Raw genomic sequence first — 23943 nt, 5'->3', positions numbered from 1 at the left:
CGCGGATCGGATGGAACACGGCGGGGAAAAGAGCCAATACAGGCGCAACCTGAAGTAAAATAAGCATAAGCGCACCTTTTGAATTACGCAGAACAGCAACCTGTCCCATACTTCTCTGACTTTCATCATTGGCTGACCGCATTATCAGCAACCTACGAATGCGACGTCAGTGAACAACAAAGTGAGCTTAATTATGTCCACATCTTCCCAACCTGCCGCGTTTTCCGTCCTCGATCTCGCGCCTATTGCGCAAGGTGCGACACCGCGTGACGCTTTCCACCATGCGCTGGATCTGGCGCAACACACGGAAAAATGGGGCTATCACCGTTATTGGTTGGCGGAACACCACAATATGACGGGTATCGCCAGCGCAGCAACCGCCGTGCTCATCGGGTATATCGCTTCCGGCACGCAGCGCATCCGGCTCGGTTCTGGCGGCGTGATGCTGCCGAACCATTCACCGCTGGTGATCGCGGAACAGTTCGGTACGCTGGAATCTCTGTACCCCGGCCGTATCGATCTGGGGTTAGGCCGCGCGCCCGGAACCGATCAGCGCACGATGATGGCGCTGCGCCGTCATCTGAATGCGGATATCGACGATTTCCCGCGCGATGTGCAGGAGTTGCAACGCTATTTCGCCGACACACAGCCGGGTCAGCCGGTACAGGCCGTTCCGGGGCAAGGATTAAACGTTCCGATTTGGCTATTGGGATCGAGCCTATACAGCGCACAGTTGGCGGCAAAACTGGGGTTGCCTTTCGCCTTCGCCGCTCACTTTGCCCCGGATATGCTGCTGGAAGCATTACGCATTTACCGGGAAACCTTTGTTCCTTCAGCGACCAACGCCAAACCCTACGCGATGGTGTGTGTCAATGTCGTCGCAGCCGACAGCGATCGCGATGCCCGTTTCATCTTCACCTCGATGCAGCAGCAGTTCATTAACTTACGTCGCGGTACACCAGGCCCGCTACCGGCACCGGTAGAAAATATGGACACCGTCTGGTCTCCGGCCGAGCAGTTCGGCGTAGAGCAAACGCTGCGTTTATCGATCGTCGGCGATCGTGCAAAAGTCAGGCATGGATTACAGAGTTTGCTACGTGAAACGCAGGTCGATGAGGTGATGATTAATGGCCAAATCTTTGACCATCAGGCTCGGCTCCAGTCTTTTGAAATTGCGATGAGCGTGCGGCAAACGCTGTAATCTCAGCGAATACGTTTGTTTTGACCCAAAAAAAAACGACCCTGAAATGGGTCGTTTTTCATTGGAACCGGGCGCTTACGCGTCCGCAGGACGACGACGTGGTGCCCGTGAAGCGCCATTACGGTTATCACGGTTGAATACACGCTCGCGACGCTCGCCTGCATTACCTTCACGGCGTTCTCCGCCAAAAGAGCGACGCGGCGCGCCATCACGACGATCGCCACCCGGACGGCCGCCACGACGTTCATGCGGCTGAGCATCACCCAACAGTTGCATATTCATCGGCTTATTCAGAATACGTGTGCGAGTGAAGTGCGACAGCAGGTCACCCGGCATTCCTTTCGGCAGTTCGATCGTCGAGTGAGACGCGAACAGTTTGATGTTACCGATGTAGCGGCTGCTGATATCCCCTTCATTGGCGATCGCGCCGACAATGTGGCGAACTTCCACGCCGTCATCGCGACCGACTTCGATACGATACAGTTCCATCTCACCGGCGTCACGGCGCTCACGACGCGCCGGGCGATCGCCGTCACGGCTGTCGCGAGGATCACGGCGACGATCGCCACGAGCGTCATCACGATCGCGGAATTCACGACGAGGACGGAATACCGGATCCGGCGGCAGGATCAGAGGGCGTTCACCCTGCGCCATTTTCAGCAGTGCCGCGGCCAGCGTCTCGATATCTAACTCTTCCTGTGGTTGCAGCTTCGTCAGCAGCGCACGGTACATATCCAGATCGCTGCTTTCCAACTGTTGCTGGACTTTAGCGGCAAACTTGGCCAGACGACGTTGCCCCAGCAGTTCGGCATTCGGCAATTCCACTTCAGGGATCGTCAACTTCATGGTGCGTTCAACGTTGCGCAGCAGGCGACGTTCACGGTTTTCGACAAACAGCAGTGCCCGACCTGCACGGCCTGCACGGCCAGTACGGCCAATACGGTGAACGTAAGACTCGGCATCCATCGGGATATCGTAGTTGACGACCAGACTGATACGCTCAACGTCCAGACCACGCGCCGCAACATCCGTCGCGATCAGGATATCAAGACGACCATCCTTCAGACGCTCCAGCGTTTGCTCACGCAGCGCCTGATTCATATCACCGTTCAGCGCGGCGCTGTTGTAACCGCTGCGTTCCAATGTTTCCGCCACTTCCAGCGTGGCATTTTTGGTGCGCACAAAAATAATCGCCGCGTCAAAATCTTCTGCTTCAAGGAAACGGACCAGCGCTTCATTTTTACGCATACCGTGTACCATCCAATAGCTCTGGCTGATATCAGGGCGAGTGGTAACACTGGACTGGATACGCACTTCCTGCGGATCCTTCATAAAACGACGCGTAATACGACGAATCGCTTCCGGCATGGTGGCAGAGAACAACGCGGTCTGATGTTCAGCCGGGATCTGGGCCATGATGTTTTCCACATCTTCGATGAAGCCCATACGCAGCATTTCATCCGCTTCGTCCAGCACCAGACCACTCAGGTTGGACAGATCCAGCGTACCGCGTTTCAGGTGATCCAGAAGACGACCTGGCGTCCCTACGACAATCTGCGCCCCTTGACGCAACGCGCGTAGCTGCACGTCATAGCGCTGGCCGCCGTACAGCGCGACAACGTTCACACCGTGCATATGCTTGGAGAAATCATTACAGGCTTCCGCCACCTGTACCGCCAGTTCGCGGGTCGGTGCGAGTACCAGAATTTGCGGCGCTTTCAGTTCAGGTTTCAGATTGTTCAGCAGCGGCAGGGAGAAAGCGGCTGTTTTACCGCTGCCGGTCTGCGCCATACCCAGAACATCGCGACCATTCAGCAGGTGAGGAATACATTCCGCCTGAATCGGGGACGGTTTTTCATAGCCCAAATCAGTCAGGGCATTAAGAATAGAGGTGTTCAACCCCAAATCAGCAAAAGAAATTACTACATCAGTCATGTACACGTGCCTCATTAAGCATGGCGGCCAGTCTACATAACTCGTCGTGAAAATTTTCAGTCATTTTCATTGAAAAGTGTGAACCGGCTCAAATTGGATTAAAAAGCGAACAAAAAAGCCCTCACCCGTAAAGGTGATAACCGAAGTTTTTCAGGCTGATTATGTGTTCGTCAGCTATTGCTGGTCCGATCCTGATAGGTCGTCTTGCTCTTGGCCTAATTGCGCCAATTCCAACAATGCATAGCGGTGCTCAACAAAGTTATGAACATTGTTGGCAACCGTCAGCTTGAACAGCGCCAAAGCGGTGTTCTTGTCCCCCAGACTTAGGTAGTGCTTACCTAAATAGAAGTCAGTTTCACTGAGATGCTCAGCGAGCGAAGTGTTATCCGTAGCTTCTTCCTGTAAACGACGTATCAGTGTTTTTTCACTGATCTTGCCCAGGTAGAATTCGACAATATTCCATCCCCAAGGCCCTTTCTTGGCATCGTCGTAGCGTTTCTTCAACGCAACTTTGGCCGTCTCAGGATTGATTTCTCGCTCCACAAGATACAGCCACAACGAACGGAAAGGATCATTCGGATCGTCTCGATAAAACGCCAGCAGATCATCCTGCGCTAACAGATAGCGACCGCCATAATATAAAGCAGTGCCTCGGTTTAAACGCGCGTAATTGTAAGTTGGATCAAGCTCTAGTACAGAATCAAACGCTTCATAGGCAGCATCAAAATTGCCTGCCTGCGTTAAATAAATCCCCAGATAGTTAAAAACTTCTGGAATATCAGGGCGGATCGTTAACGCTTGTGAAAAATCATTTCGCGCCAAAGCCCGCAACCCGAGGCTATCATACAGCACTCCGCGCTCATATAATAGCTGTGCTCGCTCATCATCGGTTAATGCCCGGCTTGCAAGGATTTGTTCCATGCGCGCCAGAATCACTTCCTGCTGCAAAGTAGGCTGTAACGGAATTGCCAGTACCGCGTCTTTACGCCAATCCGTGTTGCTGCATCCTGCCAGCATGAGTGCTGTTGCAACATAACACCAGCGCAAGAAAGGCTTCATTTCCCACTCCCGAAGACAAACATTGGATGAACATCCTGTCCCGGACTGCTCAACGCAAGGATGTCCTTATCCTTACGATACACGCGGCCCCTAATTGACACGATCGTCAGAAAGATGCCGCAACCTGTTTTTCAACAGTATTACTCCTCAGAAGAGGGTGTCGCCGCTTCCTGAGCGGGCGCGCTCGCTTCTTTAATACTTAAGCGCACGCGGCCCTGACGATCGACTTCCAGAACCTTAACCGGTACTTCCTGACCCATTTGCAGGTAATCAGTCACTTTCTCTACGCGCTTGTCGGCGATCTGAGAGATATGCACCAGGCCCTCTTTACCACCGCCGATAGCAACGAAAGCGCCAAAGTCGACGATGCGGGTAACTTTACCCTGATACACGCGGCCCACTTCGATTTCTGCGGTAATTTCTTCAATACGACGGATCGCGTGTTTCGCTTTTTCGCCATCGGTTGACGCGATCTTCACCGTACCATCGTCTTCGATTTCAATGGTCGTACCCGTTTCTTCCGTCAGCGCGCGGATCACAGAACCACCTTTACCGATCACATCTTTGATCTTATCGGTGCTGATCTTGATGGTGTGAATGCGCGGTGCGAATTCGGAAATATCGCCACGCGGCGTGCTAATTGCCTGTTCCATCACACCCAAAATGTGCAAACGCGCACCTTTAGCCTGATTCAGCGCAACCTGCATGATCTCACGGGTAATCCCTTCGATCTTGATATCCATCTGTAGTGCGGTAATCCCTTCACGGCTACCAGCAACTTTGAAATCCATATCGCCCAGATGATCTTCGTCACCCAGGATATCGGACAAGACAACAAAGTTGTCGCCTTCTTTCACCAGCCCCATCGCGATACCCGCAACGGCTGATTTAATCGGCACACCGGCATCCATCAGCGCCAGAGAAGCGCCGCAGACAGACGCCATGGAAGAAGAACCATTGGATTCTGTAATTTCAGATACCACACGCACGGTATACGGGAATTCGTTAGCCTTCGGCATGACGGCCAACACGCCGCGCTTAGCCAGACGACCGTGACCGATTTCACGACGCTTCGGCGAACCAACCATACCGGTTTCACCAACAGAGTACGGAGGGAAGTTATAGTGAAGCAGGAAGCGATCGGTACGTTCGCCGGTCAGCTCGTCGATGTTCTGTGCGTCACGTTCAGTCCCCAATGTGGCAGTGACCAACGCCTGCGTTTCACCACGGGTGAACAGCGCAGAGCCATGAGTACGCGGCAGTACGCCAGTACGAACATCCAGACCGCGAATCATGTCTTTTTCACGGCCATCGATACGCGGCTCGCCAGCCAGTACGCGGCTACGCACAACATTCTTCTCAATGGTGCCCAGGATTTCCTGGATCTCGCCCGCATCCAGCGTTTCATCTTCGGCCAGCAGAGCGGCTTCAACATCAGATTTGATGATGTCTACCTGCGCGTAACGCTCTTGTTTTTCAGTGATGCGGTAAGCGTCACCCAAGCGAGCTTCAGACAACGCCTGTACACGCTGTTCTAAAGAAACATTCACTTCTGGCGCATGCCATTCCCACTTCGGCTTACCCGCTTCGGCAACCAGCGCATTAATGTTCTCGATCACGATCTGCTGCTGCTCGTGACCAAACACCACGGCCCCCAGCATCTGATCTTCACTCAACAGATCGGCTTCAGATTCCACCATCAGAACCGCGCCTTCCGTACCCGCAACCACCAGATCGAGACGGCTTTCTTTCAGCTCATCTGTCGTTGGGTTCAGGACATATTGGTCGTTCAGATAGCCGACGCGTGCCGCGCCGATTGGACCGTTGAACGGAATGCCAGACAGGCTCAACGCCGCAGAAGCCCCAATCATCGCAACGATATCAGGGTTAACCTGTGGATTAACGGACACCACGGTTGCAATCACCTGCACTTCATTCAGGAAGCCTTCCGGGAACAGAGGACGAATCGGACGGTCGATCAGGCGGGAAATCAACGTCTCGCCTTCACTTGGACGGCCTTCACGGCGGAAGAAACCGCCAGGGATACGGCCAGCAGCGTAAGTACGCTCCTGATAATTAACCGTTAACGGGAAGAAACTTTGACCAGGTTTTGCGTTTTTAGCCCCCACAACGGTAACAAAAACGGCGGTGTCATCCATGCTTACCATAACGGCGGCAGTCGCCTGGCGTGCCATCATACCGGTTTCTAATGTGACGGTATGCTGACCATATTGGAACTTACGAACGATCGGATTCAGCAAAATAATATCCTTAGCTGTGGCGCATTACACGTATTCGAGATCAATGCGCCGGGTGAACTCCCGACCTTTACACTACATCCTCACGACTAATGACAACCCTTATCCTGCCTATGCAGATAAAGCCTCTCATTAGCCGCGCGAACCTCTGTAATGAAAGATCATATTAACAACAATACACTACTCTGTTTTGCTTACGCTTCCTAGAAGAAAGGGGCCCAAATAGGCCCCTTCCCACTGAAACTCAGAAAACTTAGCGACGCAGACCCAGACGCTCGATCAGGCTGGTGTAACGTGCTACATCTTTACGCTTCAGGTAGTCCAGCAGCTTACGACGCTGAGAAACCATACGCAGCAGACCACGACGGCTGTGGTGATCTTTTTTGTGTTCAGAAAAGTGGCCTTGCAGATGGTTGATCTGCGCAGTCAGCAAAGCGACCTGAACTTCAGTAGAACCACTGTCGTTAGCGTCACGACCGAACTCTGCTACGATTTTAGCTTTAGCTTCAACACTTAGAGACATTGTCATACTCCAAACATTATAGATAAAAAAACAGGCGCCGATCTCTAATTCAGCCACCCAATAGTCAAGCCGCGCTATTCTACCCTCAGCGTTCTACGATAGCAAGGCAGCAACTGACGCGCCTATACAGGAAACTCAACGACCAGGCGCCGTGGCGCAACGCGTCCGTCATCATCAATTTCCCCCATTCCGATAAACTTGCGCTCGTCACCTTCGGTGATGCGTACCATACCGTTACGCGGTGCGTTCGCCGTCTGAACCGCCTGCCCCAGCTTTAAATACCCCGCGACAACCGGCGTCAGATTCACTTCGGGAAAATCAATGACCGGGCTTTCCATCGGCATGAGCAACGGATCTAAACTTAATGCAGGATCGCGAGCCTCCGCCTGAGCCTGCTCAACCAGAGTAGTAAGCTGTTCCAGCGTCACCATTCTCGCCGTTGGATACGTAGCCACCTGCAAACGACGCAGGTAAATCACATGCGCGCCGCAGCCGAGCTTTTCCCCCAGATCGTCGATAATGGTGCGAATATAGGTGCCTTTTGAACAATGAATTTCCAGTTCCAACTCATCGCCTTCCCAACGAATAAATACCAGTTCATAAACGGTGATTTCACGCGCTTCACGCGGAACCGTCAGCCCCTGACGCGCATACTCGTATAGCTTACGGCCTTGATATTTGAGCGCGGAATACATGGACGGCACCTGCTGAGTGGTGCCCCGAAAGCTTTCAAGCGCCTGTGCAAGGTCCGTCTCAGAAAAGCGAATCGCGCGCTCTTCAATCACATTGCCATCGGCGTCGGATGTATCCGTCCGCTGCCCGAGACGGGCGATCACGCGGTAACGTTTATCCGAATCCAGCAAATATTGAGAAAACTTCGTCGCTTCCCCAAGGCAAATCGGCAGCATACCGGTCGCCAACGGATCTAACGCGCCGGTATGCCCCGCTTTGTTGGCGTTATAGAGCCGTTTCACTTTTTGCAAAACGTCATTGGACGACATACCCTGAGATTTATCCAGCAACAATACACCGTGTATGTCACGGCCGCGGCGGCGAGGACGGCTCATTAATCCTCCTGATCTTCGCCCAACGCAGAACGACGTTCCACATCTTTTTTCACTACGTTAGTCACCAGATTGGACATTCTCATCCCTTCCACCAGCGAATTGTCGTAAGCGAATGTCAGTTCAGGAACAACGCGCAGGCGCATTGCTTTGCCAAGCATCATACGGATAAAGCCGGCAGCATCTTGCAGGGCTTTCACCGCCGTTTTGACTTGTTCCGGTTCGTTATCATTCAGGAAGGTGACGAAAACTTTGGCATAAGCGAGATCGCGGGACACTTCCACGCCGGAAACGGTCGCCATGCCGATACGTGGATCCTTCACTTCACGCTGAATAATAATGGCGATTTCTTTTTGCATTTCCTGCGCAACGCGCTGGGTACGGCTGAATTCTTTTGCCATGGTAAATCCTCAGGTAAAAATCGGGGGGCACTAGGCCCCCCTTCATACGAATGACTGACGTCGCCGCAAATCAAATTATGCGATCGTACGTTTAACCTCAATCGTTTCAAAGACTTCTATCATATCGCCGGTGCGAACGTCATTGTAGTTCTTCACGCCGATACCACATTCCATGCCGTTACGAACTTCGTTAACGTCATCTTTAAAGCGGCGCAGAGATTCCAGTTCGCCTTCGTAAATCACCACGTTATCACGCAGGACACGGATCTTGTTGTGACGTTTAACGATACCTTCCGTCACCATACAGCCCGCAATTGCGCCAAATTTCGGTGATTTAAAGACATCACGAACTTCCGCCAGACCAATGATCTCCTGCTTGTATTCCGGCGCCAGCATACCGCTCATCGCCTGTTTCACTTCGTCGATCAAATCATAGATGACGGAGTAATAACGCAGATCCAGACTTTCCGCTTCAATAACGCGACGCGCCGAAGCATCTGCACGAACGTTAAAACCAAGAATAATCGCATTCGATGCGGCTGCCAGTGTGGCGTCCGTTTCTGTGATACCGCCCACGCCGGAACCGACAATCTTCACTTTCACTTCATCGGTCGACAGTTTTTGCAGTGAATCAGAAATCGCTTCGCAAGAGCCCTGAACGTCAGATTTCAGAACAATATTCAGTTCAGAAACTTCACCTTCGGTCATGTTGGCAAACATGTTTTCCAGCTTAGATTTCTGCTGACGCGCCAGCTTGACTTCACGGAATTTGCCCTGACGATACAACGCCACTTCACGCGCTTTCTTCTCGTCGCGAACAACCGTCGCTTCATCACCGGCTGCCGGTACGCCAGACAAACCGAGGATCTCAACCGGAATCGACGGACCTGCAGAAGCAATTTCGCGTCCCAGCTCGTCACGCATCGCACGCACACGGCCATACTCGAACCCGCACAGTACGATATCGCCTTTATTCAGCGTACCTTCACGCACCAGCACGGTTGCAACCGGGCCACGGCCCTTATCCAGGAACGATTCGATCACGACACCGCTCGCCATACCGCTACGGATCGCTTTCAGTTCCAGAACTTCGGCCTGCAACAAGATCGCATCCAGCAATTCGTCAATCCCCGTACCGGCTTTCGCAGAGACGTGAACAAACTGAGACTCGCCGCCCCACTCTTCCGGCATGATGCCGTACTGGGACAGTTCGTTTTTAACGCGATCGGGATCTGCTTCCGGCTTATCGATTTTATTCACGGCGACAACGACAGGCACCTGCGCCGCTTTCGCGTGCTGGATAGCTTCGATAGTCTGCGGCATGACCCCATCGTCTGCGGCTACAACCAGCACCACGATATCCGTTGCCTGCGCACCACGAGCACGCATAGCGGTAAACGCGGCGTGTCCCGGGGTATCGAGGAAAGTGATCATACCGTTGTCGGTTTCAACGTGGTAAGCACCGATGTGCTGGGTAATCCCGCCCGCTTCACCCGCCGCAACCTTGGTTGAACGAATATAGTCCAGCAAAGAGGTTTTACCGTGGTCAACGTGCCCCATGATGGTAACAACCGGCGCTCGCGCTTCTGCCGCCGCGCCCGTATCACGGTCGCTCATCACCGCTTCTTCCAGCTCGTTCTCACGACGCAAGATCACTTTGTGACCCATTTCTTCCGCGACGAGCTGTGCTGTTTCCTGATCGATAACCTGGTTAATCGTCGCCATCGCACCCAGCTTCATCATCACTTTGATGACCTGAGAGCCTTTAACCGCCATTTTGTTGGCTAATTCAGCAACGGTAACCGTTTCGCCGATGACCACATCACGGTTCACAGCCTGCACAGGCTTATTGAAGCTCTGTTGCAGCGTGCTCAGTTTACGCTTGCCTTTACCACCACGCGTTACCGCGCGCGCCTCTTCACGATCGGCTTTGGATTCAGACAGGCGATTGCCTTTCTTCTGTTTGGTCGCTTTACCACCGCGACCACGGCTACGGCGTTCACCTTCGACCTGGCGATCGTTTTCGTCTTCCGCTTCACGCGCATGGTGAGATGTTGTCACATGGTAGTCTGAAACATCATCTGTCTTCGCGCTTTCCGCTTCCCAGCGGCCCGCATTCTCTTCAGCCATACGGCGGGCTTCTTCAGCGATGCGTCTCGCTTCTTCTTCGACTTTCAGACGCGCAGCCTCTTCTGATTTACGCTTAAGTTCAGCAGCTTCCGCTTCACGCTTCGCTTTCTCAGCCTGAGCCGGCTTAGTCATAATTTCGTTCTGTTGATTCGTCACTTTTTCTTTTTCCGCTACATCACGCTTAGCTTTTTCAGCGGCCTCACGCTTGGCTTGCTCTTCGGCAGCACGTTTTGCTTTCTCAGCGGCTTCGCGTTCGGCTCTTTCTTCCGCCTCTCGCTTCGCCTGCTCAGTGGCATCACGTTGCGCCTGTTCTTCCGCTTCACGCCGTGCCAGCTCTTCCTCTTCAGCCTGTTGTGCTTCCAATGGATCGCGTTTTACATAAGTGCGTTTCTTGCGGACTTCGATCTGCACCGACTTACTTTTTCCGCCGGTGCTGGGAATGTTTAACGTGCTGCGCGTCTTACGCTGCAACGTCAGTTTTCCTGGCGTATTCCCACGTTCGCGGTTCAAATGCGCCAATAACGTTTCTTTTTCATGCTGAGTCACAGAATCTGATGCAGACTTGGTCATTCCCGCATCAGCAAACTGCTGTATCAGGCGGTCAACCGGAGTCTGAATCTCTGCGGCCAGCGATTTTACGGTTACATCTGTCATGCTGTTCCTTTCCTGCTACAGTTCGTTATTCATTGTCGTCGCCAAACCAACAAATATTGCGAGCGGCCATGATCAATTCACCCGCCTGCTCATCATTGAGTTCTTCAATATCTGTCAGGTCGTCGACACCCTGTTCAGCAAGATCTTCCAGCGTACAAACACCGAGCGCCGCCAACTTAAACGCCAGTTCGCGCGACAGCCCCGGTAAGCTGAGCAAATCTTCAGCAGGTTGGCCATCGCCGCGGCTTTCTTCATGCGCCAGCGCCAGCGTCGTTAATGCCGCTTTAGCGCGTTCACGCAGCGCTTCAATGGTTTCCTCATCAAGACCATCAATGGCCTGAAGCTCTTTAATTGGCACATACGCCAGCTCTTCAAGTGAGGAGAAACCTTCTTCAACCAGCACAGTGGCGAACTCTTCATCAATATCAAGGTGCTTGGTAAAGACGTCGATAGCGGCATGTGCTTCAGCCTGATGTTTGGCCTGAAGATCTTCCACTGTCATCACATTCAGTTCCCAACGATCGTCTGAACGATGCTGTTTCAACAGTTGGGAAGCCAAACGCACATTCTGCCCGTTACGACCAATCGCCTGCGCCAGATTGCTCGACTCAACGGCAATGTCCATCGTGCAGGTATCTTCATCGACAACGATGGAAACCACATCGGCGGGCGCCATCGCGTTGATGACAAACTGAGCGGGGTTATCATCCCACAGGATAATATCGATACGCTCGCCCCCCAGTTCGCTGGAAACCGCCTGAACGCGCGCGCCGCGCATGCCTACGCAGGCACCAACGGGGTCGATCCGCTTGTCATTAGTCTTCACGGCGATTTTCGCACGCGAACCCGGATCGCGGGCTGCGGCCTTAATCTCGATGACTTCTTCACCGATTTCAGGCACTTCAATGCGGAAGAGTTCTACCAGCATTTCCGGACGGGAACGGCTGACGAACAGTTGAGCACCGCGAGCTTCAGGGCGAACAGCGTACAGAACGCCACGAATACGGTCACCAGGGCGGAAATTTTCACGAGGCAACATGTCTTCACGGCCGATCACCGCTTCAGCATTGTTACCCAGATCCAAAGAAATATTATCACGGTTAACTTTCTTCACGACACCGGTAACAATCTCGCCTTCCTGTTCGCGGAACTGATCGACAACCATCGCGCGTTCAGCTTCACGAACTTTTTGAACGATAACCTGCTTCGCCGTCTGCGTGGTGATACGGTCGAAAGTAACAGATTCAATCTGATCTTCAACGTAACCACCAAGATCCAGCGTAGGATCATCAAATTTTGCCGCTTCCAGCGTAATTTCACGCGTCGGCTGAGTGACTTCGTCAACCACCAACCAGCGGCGGAAGGTATCAAAATCGCCGGTTTTACGATCGATGCTGACGCGAACATCAATTTCTTGCTCATATTTTTTCTTGGTCGCTGTTGCCAGCGCGGTTTCCAGCGCTTCAAAAATCTTCTCGCGCGGGACGGCTTTTTCGTTGGAAACTGCTTCAACAACAGCCAGAATCTCTTTGTTCATCCTCGTTGCCTCATCCAAACTTTAAAAGTGGGGTACAAGATTCGCTTTCTGGATATTGCTCAGCGCGAATACTTCATCTTTGCCTTCCACTGTTATGGTGATCATTTCGCCGTCAACAGCTTTGATGACACCCAACCATTTACGGCGATTCTGGACTGCCATACGCAGCACCACTGCCACCTCTTCACCGATGAAACGCAGATAATGTTCTGCCGTGAACAAGGGACGTTCGAGCCCCGGAGACGAAACCTCCAGGTTATAGGCGACAGTAATTGGATCTTCTACGTCCAATACCGCGCTGACCTGATGGCTGACATCAGCACAATCATCAACAGTGATCCCATCTTCACTATCAATATAGATACGCAGCGTCGATTGGCGGCCGCGGACGAACTCAATCCCGACCAGTTCGTAGCCTAATGCGGCTACGGGTGCTGAAATCATCTCTGTTAATTTTTGCTCTAATGTGGACAAGCCCACCCCCAAGACATAAAAAAAGGGCCTATAGCCCAGTTGTTTGTTGCCAAATAACAAAAAACCCCGAAAAATCGGGGCTTTATGCAACTGGACCCTAATGCCGTTTTGTTAACGGCATGACTTTCAATAAAGAATTTTTTCAAAAATCACTGCAAAAAGAGATAAAAATTGAGTGAAGAACGTATTTGAAAAAACGCTTTACTGGAAGTAAATGGTTGCGGGGGCCGGATTTGAACCGACGACCTTCGGGTTATGAGCCCGACGAGCTACCAGGCTGCTCCACCCCGCGTCCGAAACGTGGCAAATACTACGCTGACAACCGCTAAAAAGCAAGTCATCGGTAGGATTGGTTTGAAGGCGATTCTTATACGCGGAACGCGTCTTTTTGTCAAGAATGACGGCGGCGTAGGGACGGCCATTGCGGCAACAGTCATTCCCCTGTTGTTAAACGAATACCGTGCCGTCCGCTAGCCGCAAAACGAGCCCTCGTGGAAGAAGAGCACGGACGCCGGATGAGGCTTGAGCCTATCCTAAGATCCGGATCTTACTCAGAAACAGAATTCCGGCATGACAAACACGCCCCTGAACGGCGGTTGCGCCGATGAAAACGTCGCTCCTCATCGAAGAGCAGATTGCTTTTGCCTTGGAGCAGGCCGGGAGAGTCTGAATGAGAACGGGTCCATGTCTCTGGAAGATGCCCGGCGCAAAATCAAGGCGTGGCGTATACATGATGATCAGAGAACCCTATTCTGCACGGGGCTGGACGCCCTATCCCCATTTGCTCAAAAATCTGTCGGTTGCCAGAATATGCTGCCAACCTGAAACCGGGAATTTCTGATTATGGCTGGTTCGGCGCTGGGGATAAGATCAGTGCTTAAAGAGAATGAACAGAAGAAAAAGCCAGTAAATCCGCGGAGTTGAGACAAAAAAATAGACGTCCATTGACGTCTACTTTTTATATTGGTACCGAGGACGGGACTTGAACCCGTAAGCCCAATCGGGCACTACCACCTCAAGGTAGCGTGTCTACCAATTCCACCACCTCGGCATCACAATGACTGTTTTGAAAACACTTATTTCGGAATATCGCTCGCCGGTGTTGACGGCGCGGCAGGCGTCGTTGTCTGCTCAACGTTTTCCGGTTGGCTCAGGTTATCCCATGCGCCGCCTTTCTTCTGGAGCGAACTCATGTTGCCCAGAATCAAGCTGATAATGAAGAACAGGGTCGCCAGTATCGCCGTCATGCGGGTCATGAAATTACCGGAACCACTCGAACCGAACAGAGTAGCAGAAGCACCTGCTCCGAACGAGGCTCCCATATCAGCACCTTTACCTTGTTGCAGCATAATCAAGGCAACCAGCCCGATCGCTACCAACAGGAAAATTACTAATAGAGCTTCGTACATAGTCGTACCTGTTAACCGTTTCCCCATGATTCATGGAGATGCTAAATTCTGGCGGAAAACCGCGTGTCATTCCACTCAGCCAGATGTATGGATACATCCCGTATTGAGCGGGTCTGAATACTAACCAAAGGATGTAGCGTACGCAAGGGTAATTTAGCCATCGCCAGCTGATTGGAGAAAAAAACAGCGGCTTTCGATACTCAAGGACGACCGAAAGCCTTATCTGCCTGATTAACAGCTTAAAAACGCGATTAACCCGCTGTTTTCACCGCATCGGCGATGCGATTCGCCTGTTCAATGACCGTAGCCTCATCCTCGCCTTCAACCATCACGCGAATAAGCGGTTCCGTACCCGATTTACGCAGCAGGACACGCCCGCGGCCAGCCAGTTCCTTTTCTACATCCTGCGTAATCTGCTGTACGTTTTTATCTTCCAGCGGATCATTCTCGCCGGTAAAACGCACGTTAACCAGGGTCTGTGGAAACAGCTTCATACCGCTGCATAAATCATGCAGACTCATATGGTTTCTTACCATGGCGGTGAGTACTTGCAAACCGGCAATCACGCCGTCCCCTGTGGTGGTTTTATCCAGCAGAATCACATGACCGGAGTTTTCCGCACCAAGGTGCCACCCTTTTGCCTGCATCATCTCCATGACATATCGGTCGCCAACTTTGGCGCGAGCAAACGGGATACCCAGTTGCTTTAACGCAACCTCAAGCCCCATGTTACTCATCAGCGTACCTACGGCGCCTCCACGCAGTTGTCCTTGACGCAACCCTTCACGGGCAATGATATATAAAATCTGATCGCCATCCACTTTGTTGCCCAAATGGTCGACCATGATGAGCCGATCGCCATCGCCGTCAAAGGCCAACCCGACGTCCGCTTTTTCAGCCAGAACACGCGCCTGTAGCTGTCTGACATCGGTCGCACCGCACCCTTCGTTGATATTCATACCGTCCGGCTCGCAGCCAATCGCAATGACTTTAGCGCCAAGCTCGCGCAATACGCTGGGAGCGATATGATAGGTAGCGCCATTAGCGCAATCGACAACAATCTTTAAGCCATTGAGGCTCAGCTCGCTCGGGAAAGTCCCCTTGCAAAATTCGATATAGCGTCCGGCTGCGTCAACAATGCGGCTGGCCTTGCCTAATTCAGCAGACTCAACACAGGTCAGCGGTTTTTCCAGCTCGGCTTCTATCGCCTCTTCTACGTCATCCGGCAGCTTGGTGCCATCGATAGAGAAGAATTTAATACCGTTATCGTAATAGGGGTTGTGGGACGCTGAAATCACGATCCCCGCTTCAGCACGGAATGTGCGGGTAAGATAAGCAACGGCCGGCGTAGGCATCGGGCCAGTAAACGAAGCCGATAATCCCGCAGCGGCCAACCCAGCTTCCAGTGCAGACTCCAGCATATAGCCAGAAATACGGGTATCCTTACCGATAATAATTTTGCGAGAGCCATGCCGCGCTAACACTTTTCCGGCTGCCCAACCCAGTTTAAGTACAAAGTCTGGAGTAATCGGCGTATCACCAACCTTGCCACGCACGCCATCGGTACCAAAATATTTGCGGTTACTCATATCGTTTTTATTCCTTTGCTGAAAGGGTGGCTTCCACAATGCGCATCGCATCGGCCGTTTCTTTTACATCGTGTACGCGAATAATCTGCGCGCCTTGCATCGCAGCAATGACGGCGCAAGCGACGCTCCCGTGGACACGCTGCACAGGCGGTACATTAAGAATCTGACCGATCATGGATTTTCTCGACATACCAACGAGAAGAGGTAACCCAAAGCGGTGCAACTCTCCCAGCCGCGCCAGAAGCGCATAATTATGAGCAAGATTCTTACCGAATCCAAACCCAGGATCCAGCAATAGCTTGTTTTTCGGAATATTACCGTTTACGCAACGCGTTATCTGCCGTTCAAAGAAATTCGCGATATCCTGCATGAGATCGTCATAATGCGGTCTGTGCTGCATGGTTTTCGGCACGCCTTGCATATGCATCAGGCAGACGGGCAAACCGGTCGCCGCCGCGGCCGCCAAAGCACCAGGCTCTTGTAAGGAGCGAATATCGTTAATCAGATGCGCTCCCGCCTGTGCCGATGCCGTCATCACTTCCGGCTTTGACGTATCAACAGAGATCCATACGTCGAAACGTTTTGCGACCGCTTCGACCACGGGCACAACACGTTCCAACTCTTCTTCGGTACTGACCTCATCCGCTCCGGGACGTGTTGATTCCCCGCCGATATCAATCATTGTCGCACCCGCGGCGATCATTTCCTGAACGTGCAGTAATGCGTTATCAAACTTATTATGTCTACCGCCGTCAGAAAAGGAATCCGGCGTCACATTCAGGATGCCCATGACGCGTGGGCAGGAAAGATCCAGCGTTGAATCTCTGGCAACCAGTTGCATGATTTATCTCCGCATACGGGTGTCGTTGGCATGAAAGGTGGTTTGAATAACCTTGCCAGTAAAAAACCCCAGACTGAGCTGGGGTTTTATGACGTTAACACAGTCAATCGCAGACAAACTACTTGTCGTCGACCTGCTCAGACATTGTGTTGCCGGGGTTAGCACCACCCGAACCTGGGGTTTGCGGCTCATCTACCGGCGTTGGCGCTGCCGGCGTGCCTCCGTTACCAGAATCGTTGTCGGAGCGAGACGCTTCCCAGCCAGCCGGTGGGCGAACCTCTTTCTTACGCGCCATCAAGTCATCGATTTGCGGGGCATCAATGGTTTCATACTTCATCAACGCATCTTTCATTGAGTGAAGGATGTCCATATTCGCCATCAACAGTTCGCGGGCCCGCTTGTAGTTACGCTCAATCAGAGACTTCACTTCCTGATCGATAATGCGAGCGGTTTCATCTGACATATGCTTGGCTTTTGCCACGGAACGACCGAGGAACACCTCGCCTTCTTCTTCCGCATACAGCAACGGCCCCAACTTCTCGGAGAAGCCCCACTGCGTGACCATGTTACGGGCAATCGAGGTCGCGACTTTAATGTCATTCGAAGCCCCTGTAGACACGTGTTCCGCCCCGTAGATGATCTCTTCAGCCAGTCGACCACCGTACAATGTAGAAATCTGACTTTCCAGCTTCTGACGGCTCGCGCTAATCGCATCACCTTCAGGCAGGAAGAACGTCACTCCCAGAGCCCGACCACGGGGAATAATAGTCACTTTGTGCACCGGATCATGCTCCGGCACCAAACGCCCAATAATCGCGTGCCCGGCCTCATGATACGCCGTTGACTCTTTCTGTTTCTCCGTCATCACCATGGAACGGCGCTCTGCGCCCATCATGATTTTGTCTTTGGCCTTTTCGAACTCGACCATCGAAACCACACGCTTGTTGCCACGAGCGGAAAACAACGCCGCTTCGTTAACCAGGTTTGCCAGATCAGCCCCGGAGAAGCCCGGCGTACCGCGCGCAATGACTGACGCATCAACATCAGGAGACAGAGGTACGCGACGCATATGTACTTTCAGAATCTGTTCACGACCGCGTACATCCGGCAGCCCCACCACAACCTGACGGTCAAAACGGCCCGGGCGCAGCAAAGCGGGATCGAGAACATCAGGGCGGTTAGTGGCGGCGATGACAATAATGCCTTCGTTGCCTTCAAAACCGTCCATTTCAACCAGCATCTGGTTCAGCGTTTGTTCACGTTCATCATGACCACCGCCCAAACCGGCGCCACGCTGACGGCCCACGGCGTCGATTTCATCGATAAAGATGATGCAGGGCGCTGCTTTCTTCGCCTGCTCGAACATGTCGCGAACGCGGGAAGCCCCTACGCCCACAAACATTTCAACGAAGTCAGAACCGGAAATCGTAAAGAAAGGCACTTTCGCTTCACCGGCAATCGCTTTCGCCAGCAGCGTTTTACCGGTTCCCGGCGGACCGACCATCAAGATGCCTTTTGGGATCTTACCGCCCAGTTTCTGGAAACGGCTCGGTTCACGCAGGTAGTCGACCAGTTCACTGACCTCTTCTTTCGCCTCGTCACAGCCAGCAACATCAGCAAACGTTGTCTTGATCTGATCTTCCGTCAGCATACGAGCCTTGCTCTTGCCGAAGGACATCGCACCTTTACCGCCGCCACCTTGCATTTGACGCATGAAGAAGATCCAAACGCCAATCAGTAACAGCATCGGGAACCATGAAATAAAAATAGAAGCCAGTAAGCTCGGCTCTTCCGGTGGTTCACCTACGACTTTCACATTCTTCGTTAGCAGGTTATCCAGTAGCTTGGGATCATTGACAGGAATATAAGTCGTGTATCTGTTGCTGTCTTTTTTGATAACACTGATTTCACGCCCATTAATACGTGCTTCACGGACCTGATCCTGATTCACTTCAGTCAAGAAGGTTGAATAATCCACCCTGCGGCCATTCGACTCGCTAGGCCCGAAGCTCTGGAAAACGGACATCAGTACAACTGCGATGACTAACCAGAGAATCAGGTTTTTCGCCATGTCACTCAAGGGATTAACCTCATATTACAACTGTGTTAAAAAACAGCGTTAGGGTACTACAGTTTGCGCCCTGTCGCTACAATATACACTTCACGCGAACGAGCACGCGAAGCGTCTGGTTTACGAATTTTCACACTCGTAAACAGGGAGCGAATTTCCCGCAGGTATTCATCAAAACCTTCTCCCTGAAACACTTTCACCAGAAAGCTTCCGCCTGGTGCCAACACATCCCGACACATCTCAAGTGCCAGTTCAACCAGATACATCGCTTTGGGAATATCAACGGCTGGCGTACCACTCATGTTCGGCGCCATGTCAGACATAACAACCTGAACTTTGCTCTCTCCAACGCGTTCCAGCAGGGTCTTCAGAACCTGTTCATCACGGAAATCACCTTGCAGAAAATCGACGCCAACTATAGGGTCCATAGGCAGAATATCACAAGCGATGATACGCCCCCTGCCGCCAATTTGCGTAACGACATACTGTGACCAACCGCCAGGCGCTGCACCCAGATCGACAACCGTCATGCCTTGCTTAAACAGTTTGTCGCTTTGCTGTATCTCATCAAGTTTAAACCACGCCCGTGACCGAAGCCCTTTTTTCTGAGCCTGCTGCACATATTTATCGCTAAAGTGTTCCTGCAACCAGCGACTGGAACTTGCAGAACGCTTTTTATTCGCCATCGATTTTCCAACTATTCTCAGTAACACGCCGATGGAGGGAAGAAAGTTCTCACATATTACCAATCGGAACGACCAAATTGGTTATAATCACGAGATGGCGGTAGAATGACCCGTTTTCAATCCCAACCTAAGCAAAAAAGACAATGAATCTAAGTAACAAACAAAAACAACACCTGAAAGGCTTGGCCCATCCGTTAAAACCGGTTGTTATGCTGGGCAATAACGGCCTCACCGAAGGTGTTCTGGCTGAGATCGAACAAGCACTAGAACATCACGAACTGATCAAGGTAAAAGTCGCGACAGAAGATCGCGAAACTAAGGCCTTGATTATCGAAGCGATCGTTCGTGAAACCGGTAGCGCGAATGTTCAGGTTATCGGCCATACGCTGGTACTCTACCGTCCGGCGAAAGAACGTAAAATTGTGTTGCCACGATAACACTTTTTGTTTCAGGATACCCGGCTTTAACGGAAAGGTGCCATGCCTCTCGGTTAGAGAAAAGGCCGCAAGCGGCCTTTTTCTTTTCTTTACACTTTCTGCTGTTTTAATCAACAGAATGGCAAATTTATAGGTATTCAACCTTCAGAATCTCATATTCCACTTCGCCACCCGGTGTAGGGATAACCACGACGTCGTCTTCCTCTTTGCCGATCAAGCCACGCGCGATGGGGGAATTCACAGAAATCAGGTTTTGCTTAAAGTCCGCTTCATCGTCGCCAACGATCTGGTAGGTTTGTTCTTCCTCGTTATCCAGATTCATCACCGTCACGGTTGCGCCGAAAATGACACGTCCGCTCGCGCTCATCTTCGTGACGTCGATAACCTGCGCATTCGACAACTTGGCTTCAATGTCCTGAATACGCCCTTCACAAAAGCCCTGCTGTTCGCGTGCAGCATGGTACTCCGCGTTTTCTTTCAGGTCGCCGTGTTCGCGTGCTTCAGCAATTGCGGCAATAATTTCAGGCCGACGCACGGATTTCAGGTAGTCAAGCTCTTCACGTAATTTTTCAGCGCCACGCAACGTCATCGGAAATTGTTTCATATAGATACCTCTAAAAAGTCCGTAAAACTCAAATAGTCGTCATCCTGACACGTTAAAATCAAAGGCAACGGAGTGTTGACAACGTGCCTGTCCTTTCAGGACATAAAGCAAAAGCAACCAGCCCCGGAAAAAAATTCCAGGCCGGCAGCGGTTTTGCATTTTGATATGTATTTTACCCCAGAGTTCAATGAGGGTCATCGTTTACTTTAGACCTTGTTGCACCGTAGTATGACCACACGTTACCCCGTTCTTAGCTGAGATTATGCGTTTTTCATCGATTGTTACCGGACTCGCCTGCACCTTTGTTCTGCATGCCAATGCAGCTTCTGTTGAAGATCATCGTCAATATTTACCGGACGGCGCCAATTTGGCGTTATTGGTGCAAAAAGTTGGCGCCCCCACGCCCAGCATGGCCTTCAATAGCCAGCAAATGGCACTTCCCGCCAGTACACAAAAGGTATTAACCGCATTAGCCGCGCTGTTGCAATTAGGTCCGGATTATCGCTTCGTCACCACAATGGAAAGCCACGGCCCGGTGACAAACGGTGTGCTGAACGGCAACCTGATTGTGCGTTTTAGCGGCGATCCCACCCTAAAGCGTCAGCAAATACGAAATATGGTGCAGGAATTAAGAAAGCGCGGCGTACAGGAAATTACGGGCGATGTGCTGATCGATACCTCTGTTTTCGCCAGCCATGACAAAGCACCGGGTTGGCCCTGGAACGACATGACGCAGTGTTTCAGCGCACCGCCGGGAGCGGCCATTGTTGATCGTAACTGTTTCTCCGTCTCGCTCTACAGCGCGCCGAAAGCAGGTGATAACGCATTTATCCGCGTCGCGTCCTATTATCCGGTGCAGATGTACAGCGAGGTCCGCACGCTGGCGAAAGGATCGCCCGATGCCCAATACTGCGAACTGGATGTCGTACCCGGCGAATTGAACCGATTCACGCTTATCGGTTGCCTGACCCAACGCGCCGAACCACTTCCGCTGGCATTCGCGATTCAGGACGGAGCCAGCTATGCCGGCGCCATCGTGAAAGATGAACTACAGCAGGCGGATATCCGCATTAAAGGCAGCCTGCGTCGACAAACACAGCCAGGCCCGGCAGGAACCCTGCTGGCCCAGACACAATCCGCGCCGCTACACGATCTGTTAACCATCATGCTGAAAAAGTCGGACAACATGATTGCCGATACGGTTTTTCGCACACTTGGGCATGAGCGTTTTAATGTGCCGGGCACATGGCGAGCAGGCGCCGATGCCGTGCGCCAAATTCTGCGTCAGAAAGCAGGGGTAGATTTAGGAAACAGCATCGTGGTGGATGGTTCCGGCCTGTCACGGCACAATCTGATCTCGCCGGAAACGATGATGAAGGTATTGCAGTACATCGCCCAGCACGACAGCGAACTGAACTACATCACGATGCTGCCGCTTTCCGGCTATGACGGTACGCTGCGTTATCGCGGCGGTTTGCATGAGGCTGGCGTTGACGGTAAAGTTTCAGCCAAAACAGGGGCGTTACAAGGCGTATACAATCTGGCGGGCTTCATTACTACCGCGAGCGGGCAGCGTATGGCATTCGTTCAATTCCTGTCAGGTTATGCCGTACCGCCAGAAGACCAGCGTGCGCGTCGCGTCCCTCTGGTGAGATTTGAAAGCCGCCTCTACAAAGACATTTATCAGAGCAATTAAAATAAGAATGCGGCCTTACCCTGATGGGATAAGGCCGCAATAGGCGAGAATTAACTAGCAGAAGAACGAACTACTTTTGATAGATGATCTCAACGCCTTCATCATCTTCATCGTCCCAGTCATCATCCCACTCTTCTTCGGCTTCTTTTTCTATTTCAGCCAGCTGTTCGCGGTGATAATCATCCCACATGAATTCAACTTTTTCCGGTGCACTTTCAGCAATCGCCGTCACTTTCGGATTGGCTTTCAGGAAGTTCATCACGTCCCAGCAAAGTGGGTTGACGCCTTCACGGTTCGCGGCAGAAATCAGATAATATTTATCATCCCAGCCAAGCGCAGTTGCGATATCTTTGGCACGTTTTTCCGCTTCAGCTTTGTCGATCAAGTCAACTTTGTTGAAAACCAGCCAGCGCGGTTTCTCAGCCAAACCTGCACCATACTGCTCCAGTTCATTAATAATGACTCTGGCATTCTCAATCGGATCCGATTCATCAATCGGTGCCAAATCAACCAGATGCAGCAACACCCGACAGCGCTCCAGATGCTTCAGGAAACGAATGCCCAAGCCCGCGCCTTCAGATGCCCCTTCGATCAAACCGGGGATATCCGCCACCACGAAGCTCTGCTCGTGATCCATACGAACCACGCCCAGACTCGGCACCAACGTGGTAAACGGATAGTCCGCAACCTTAGGTTTCGCTGCGGATACCGCACGAATGAATGTCGATTTACCTGCATTCGGCAGACCAAGCATGCCCACGTCAGCCAGCAGCAACAGTTCCAGCGTCAATTCACGCTCTTCGCCCTTCGTACCATTGGTTTTTTGACGGGGGGCTCGGTTGACGGACGACTTAAACCGTGAATTACCTAAACCATGCCAGCCACCTTTCGCCACCATCAGGCTTTGCTGATGACGCGTCATATCGCCCAGCACTTCGCCGGTTCCCTGATCCAAAACACGGGTCCCCACCGGCACTTTGATGGTAATATCTTTGCCACGTTTCCCTGTGCAATCACGGCTTTGGCCATTTTGCCCACGTTCAGCGCGGAAAGATTTTTCAAAACGGTAGTCGATCAACGTATTCAGGTTTTCGTCAGCCAGCAGATAAACGTCGCCGCCGTCACCGCCGTCACCGCCGTCAGGGCCGCCGTTGGGAATATACTTTTCGCGACGGAAACTGACACAGCCGTTACCGCCATCGCCCGCCACAACGAGAATTGTGGCTTCATCTACAAACTTCATTGATTCTCTCCGCAAAAAACCCATAGAAAATATCTACGTGTTTTAGGCTTGTTATTCATTGTCTTCGGCGTAACACTTTGATTTTAAGGCATGTAGCGTGTTTCTACTCACCGTTGAAAATGGCCGACGCA

The 23943-nt window shown here is 52.1% G+C and carries 20 protein-coding genes and 2 tRNA genes; 3 read left to right on the top strand and 19 right to left on the bottom strand.

Translation table 11 applies throughout. From position 1 onward, the window contains the following. Positions 1-193: 193 nt before the first annotated feature. Positions 194-1201, top strand: a complete 1008-nt coding sequence (locus EDC54_RS05915) for a luciferase-like monooxygenase (protein ID WP_132454215.1) — start codon at positions 194-196, stop codon at positions 1199-1201. Positions 1202-1276: 75 nt separating this feature from the next. Here the strand turns inward: EDC54_RS05915 and EDC54_RS05910 are convergent, their stop codons facing one another. The 17 genes from EDC54_RS05910 to rlmE all read right to left on the bottom strand — a co-directional run bounded on the left by EDC54_RS05910 (position 1277) and on the right by rlmE (position 19832). After that, complete coding sequence (locus EDC54_RS05910) at positions 1277-3136, bottom strand: DEAD/DEAH family ATP-dependent RNA helicase (protein ID WP_132454213.1); 1860 nt, start codon at positions 3134-3136, stop codon at positions 1277-1279. Further along, positions 3129-3200 (bottom strand): protein YrbN, encoded by a 72-nt coding sequence (yrbN, locus tag EDC54_RS18225; RefSeq protein WP_380895436.1) that lies wholly within the window; start codon positions 3198-3200, stop codon positions 3129-3131. The genes EDC54_RS05910 and yrbN overlap by 8 nt, the downstream gene beginning before the upstream one ends. 110 nt (positions 3201-3310) lie before the next feature. After that, on the bottom strand, positions 3311-4195 hold the full coding sequence (gene nlpI / locus EDC54_RS05900) for a lipoprotein NlpI (RefSeq protein WP_132454211.1): 885 nt from the start codon (positions 4193-4195) through the stop codon (positions 3311-3313). A 140-nt stretch (positions 4196-4335) separates the two neighbouring features. Further along, positions 4336-6456: a polyribonucleotide nucleotidyltransferase gene (pnp, locus tag EDC54_RS05895; protein ID WP_132454209.1), complete on the bottom strand. Its 2121-nt coding sequence runs from the start codon at positions 6454-6456 to the stop codon at positions 4336-4338. Positions 6457-6706: 250 nt separating this feature from the next. Continuing rightward, complete coding sequence (rpsO, locus tag EDC54_RS05890) at positions 6707-6976, bottom strand: 30S ribosomal protein S15 (protein WP_132454207.1); 270 nt, start codon at positions 6974-6976, stop codon at positions 6707-6709. A 122-nt stretch (positions 6977-7098) separates the two neighbouring features. After that, on the bottom strand, positions 7099-8043 hold the full coding sequence (gene truB / locus EDC54_RS05885) for a tRNA pseudouridine(55) synthase TruB (protein WP_132454205.1): 945 nt from the start codon (positions 8041-8043) through the stop codon (positions 7099-7101). Next, positions 8043-8441, bottom strand: a complete 399-nt coding sequence (rbfA, locus tag EDC54_RS05880) for a 30S ribosome-binding factor RbfA (RefSeq protein ID WP_132454203.1) — start codon at positions 8439-8441, stop codon at positions 8043-8045. The genes truB and rbfA overlap by 1 nt, the downstream gene beginning before the upstream one ends. A gap of 75 nt (positions 8442-8516) precedes the next feature. Next, positions 8517-11225, bottom strand: coding sequence for a translation initiation factor IF-2 (gene infB / locus EDC54_RS05875; RefSeq protein WP_132454201.1), 2709 nt, complete (start codon positions 11223-11225; stop codon positions 8517-8519). Between the two features lie 25 nt (positions 11226-11250). Next, positions 11251-12762 carry a transcription termination factor NusA gene (nusA, locus tag EDC54_RS05870; RefSeq protein WP_132454199.1) on the bottom strand — a complete coding sequence of 504 codons (1512 nt, stop codon included), beginning with the start codon at positions 12760-12762 and terminating at the stop codon, positions 11251-11253. Between the two features lie 21 nt (positions 12763-12783). Further along, complete coding sequence (rimP, locus tag EDC54_RS05865; RefSeq protein ID WP_132454452.1) at positions 12784-13236, bottom strand: ribosome maturation factor RimP; 453 nt, start codon at positions 13234-13236, stop codon at positions 12784-12786. Between the two features lie 215 nt (positions 13237-13451). Next, positions 13452-13528 (bottom strand) — tRNA-Met (locus EDC54_RS05860). A 672-nt stretch (positions 13529-14200) separates the two neighbouring features. After that, positions 14201-14287: transfer RNA gene (locus EDC54_RS05855), tRNA-Leu, on the bottom strand. Between the two features lie 25 nt (positions 14288-14312). Next, a complete protein-coding gene (gene secG, locus EDC54_RS05850) occupies positions 14313-14645 on the bottom strand; it encodes a preprotein translocase subunit SecG (protein WP_132454197.1) in 333 nt (110 codons plus the stop codon). A gap of 251 nt (positions 14646-14896) precedes the next feature. Next, positions 14897-16234, bottom strand: coding sequence for a phosphoglucosamine mutase (glmM, locus tag EDC54_RS05845; RefSeq protein WP_132454195.1), 1338 nt, complete (start codon positions 16232-16234; stop codon positions 14897-14899). A 7-nt stretch (positions 16235-16241) separates the two neighbouring features. Beyond that, positions 16242-17075 carry a dihydropteroate synthase gene (gene folP / locus EDC54_RS05840; RefSeq protein ID WP_132454193.1) on the bottom strand — a complete coding sequence of 278 codons (834 nt, stop codon included), beginning with the start codon at positions 17073-17075 and terminating at the stop codon, positions 16242-16244. A gap of 118 nt (positions 17076-17193) precedes the next feature. After that, positions 17194-19146, bottom strand: a complete 1953-nt coding sequence (gene ftsH, locus EDC54_RS05835) for an ATP-dependent zinc metalloprotease FtsH (RefSeq protein WP_132454191.1) — start codon at positions 19144-19146, stop codon at positions 17194-17196. 56 nt (positions 19147-19202) lie between these two features. Continuing rightward, positions 19203-19832 carry a 23S rRNA (uridine(2552)-2'-O)-methyltransferase RlmE gene (rlmE, locus tag EDC54_RS05830; protein WP_132454189.1) on the bottom strand — a complete coding sequence of 210 codons (630 nt, stop codon included), beginning with the start codon at positions 19830-19832 and terminating at the stop codon, positions 19203-19205. Positions 19833-19975: 143 nt separating this feature from the next. Between rlmE and yhbY the strand changes: the two genes are divergently transcribed. Then, positions 19976-20269, top strand: coding sequence for a ribosome assembly RNA-binding protein YhbY (gene yhbY / locus EDC54_RS05825; RefSeq protein WP_132454187.1), 294 nt, complete (start codon positions 19976-19978; stop codon positions 20267-20269). A gap of 127 nt (positions 20270-20396) precedes the next feature. Here yhbY and greA read toward each other — a convergent pair whose 3' ends face one another. Beyond that, positions 20397-20873: a transcription elongation factor GreA gene (gene greA, locus EDC54_RS05820; protein WP_132454185.1), complete on the bottom strand. Its 477-nt coding sequence runs from the start codon at positions 20871-20873 to the stop codon at positions 20397-20399. 262 nt (positions 20874-21135) lie between these two features. Between greA and dacB the strand changes: the two genes are divergently transcribed. Next, a complete protein-coding gene (dacB, locus tag EDC54_RS05815) occupies positions 21136-22569 on the top strand; it encodes a serine-type D-Ala-D-Ala carboxypeptidase (RefSeq protein WP_132454183.1) in 1434 nt (477 codons plus the stop codon). Positions 22570-22639: 70 nt separating this feature from the next. On the opposite strand, the gene cgtA is transcribed toward dacB, so the two are convergent. Continuing rightward, positions 22640-23812: an Obg family GTPase CgtA gene (gene cgtA / locus EDC54_RS05810; protein WP_132454181.1), complete on the bottom strand. Its 1173-nt coding sequence runs from the start codon at positions 23810-23812 to the stop codon at positions 22640-22642. Positions 23813-23943 lie beyond the last annotated feature (131 nt).

The organism is Samsonia erythrinae, from assembly GCF_004342665.1.
GTDB lineage: Bacteria > Pseudomonadota > Gammaproteobacteria > Enterobacterales > Enterobacteriaceae > Samsonia > Samsonia erythrinae.
This window is presented reverse-complemented; position numbering and strand designations above follow the sequence as displayed.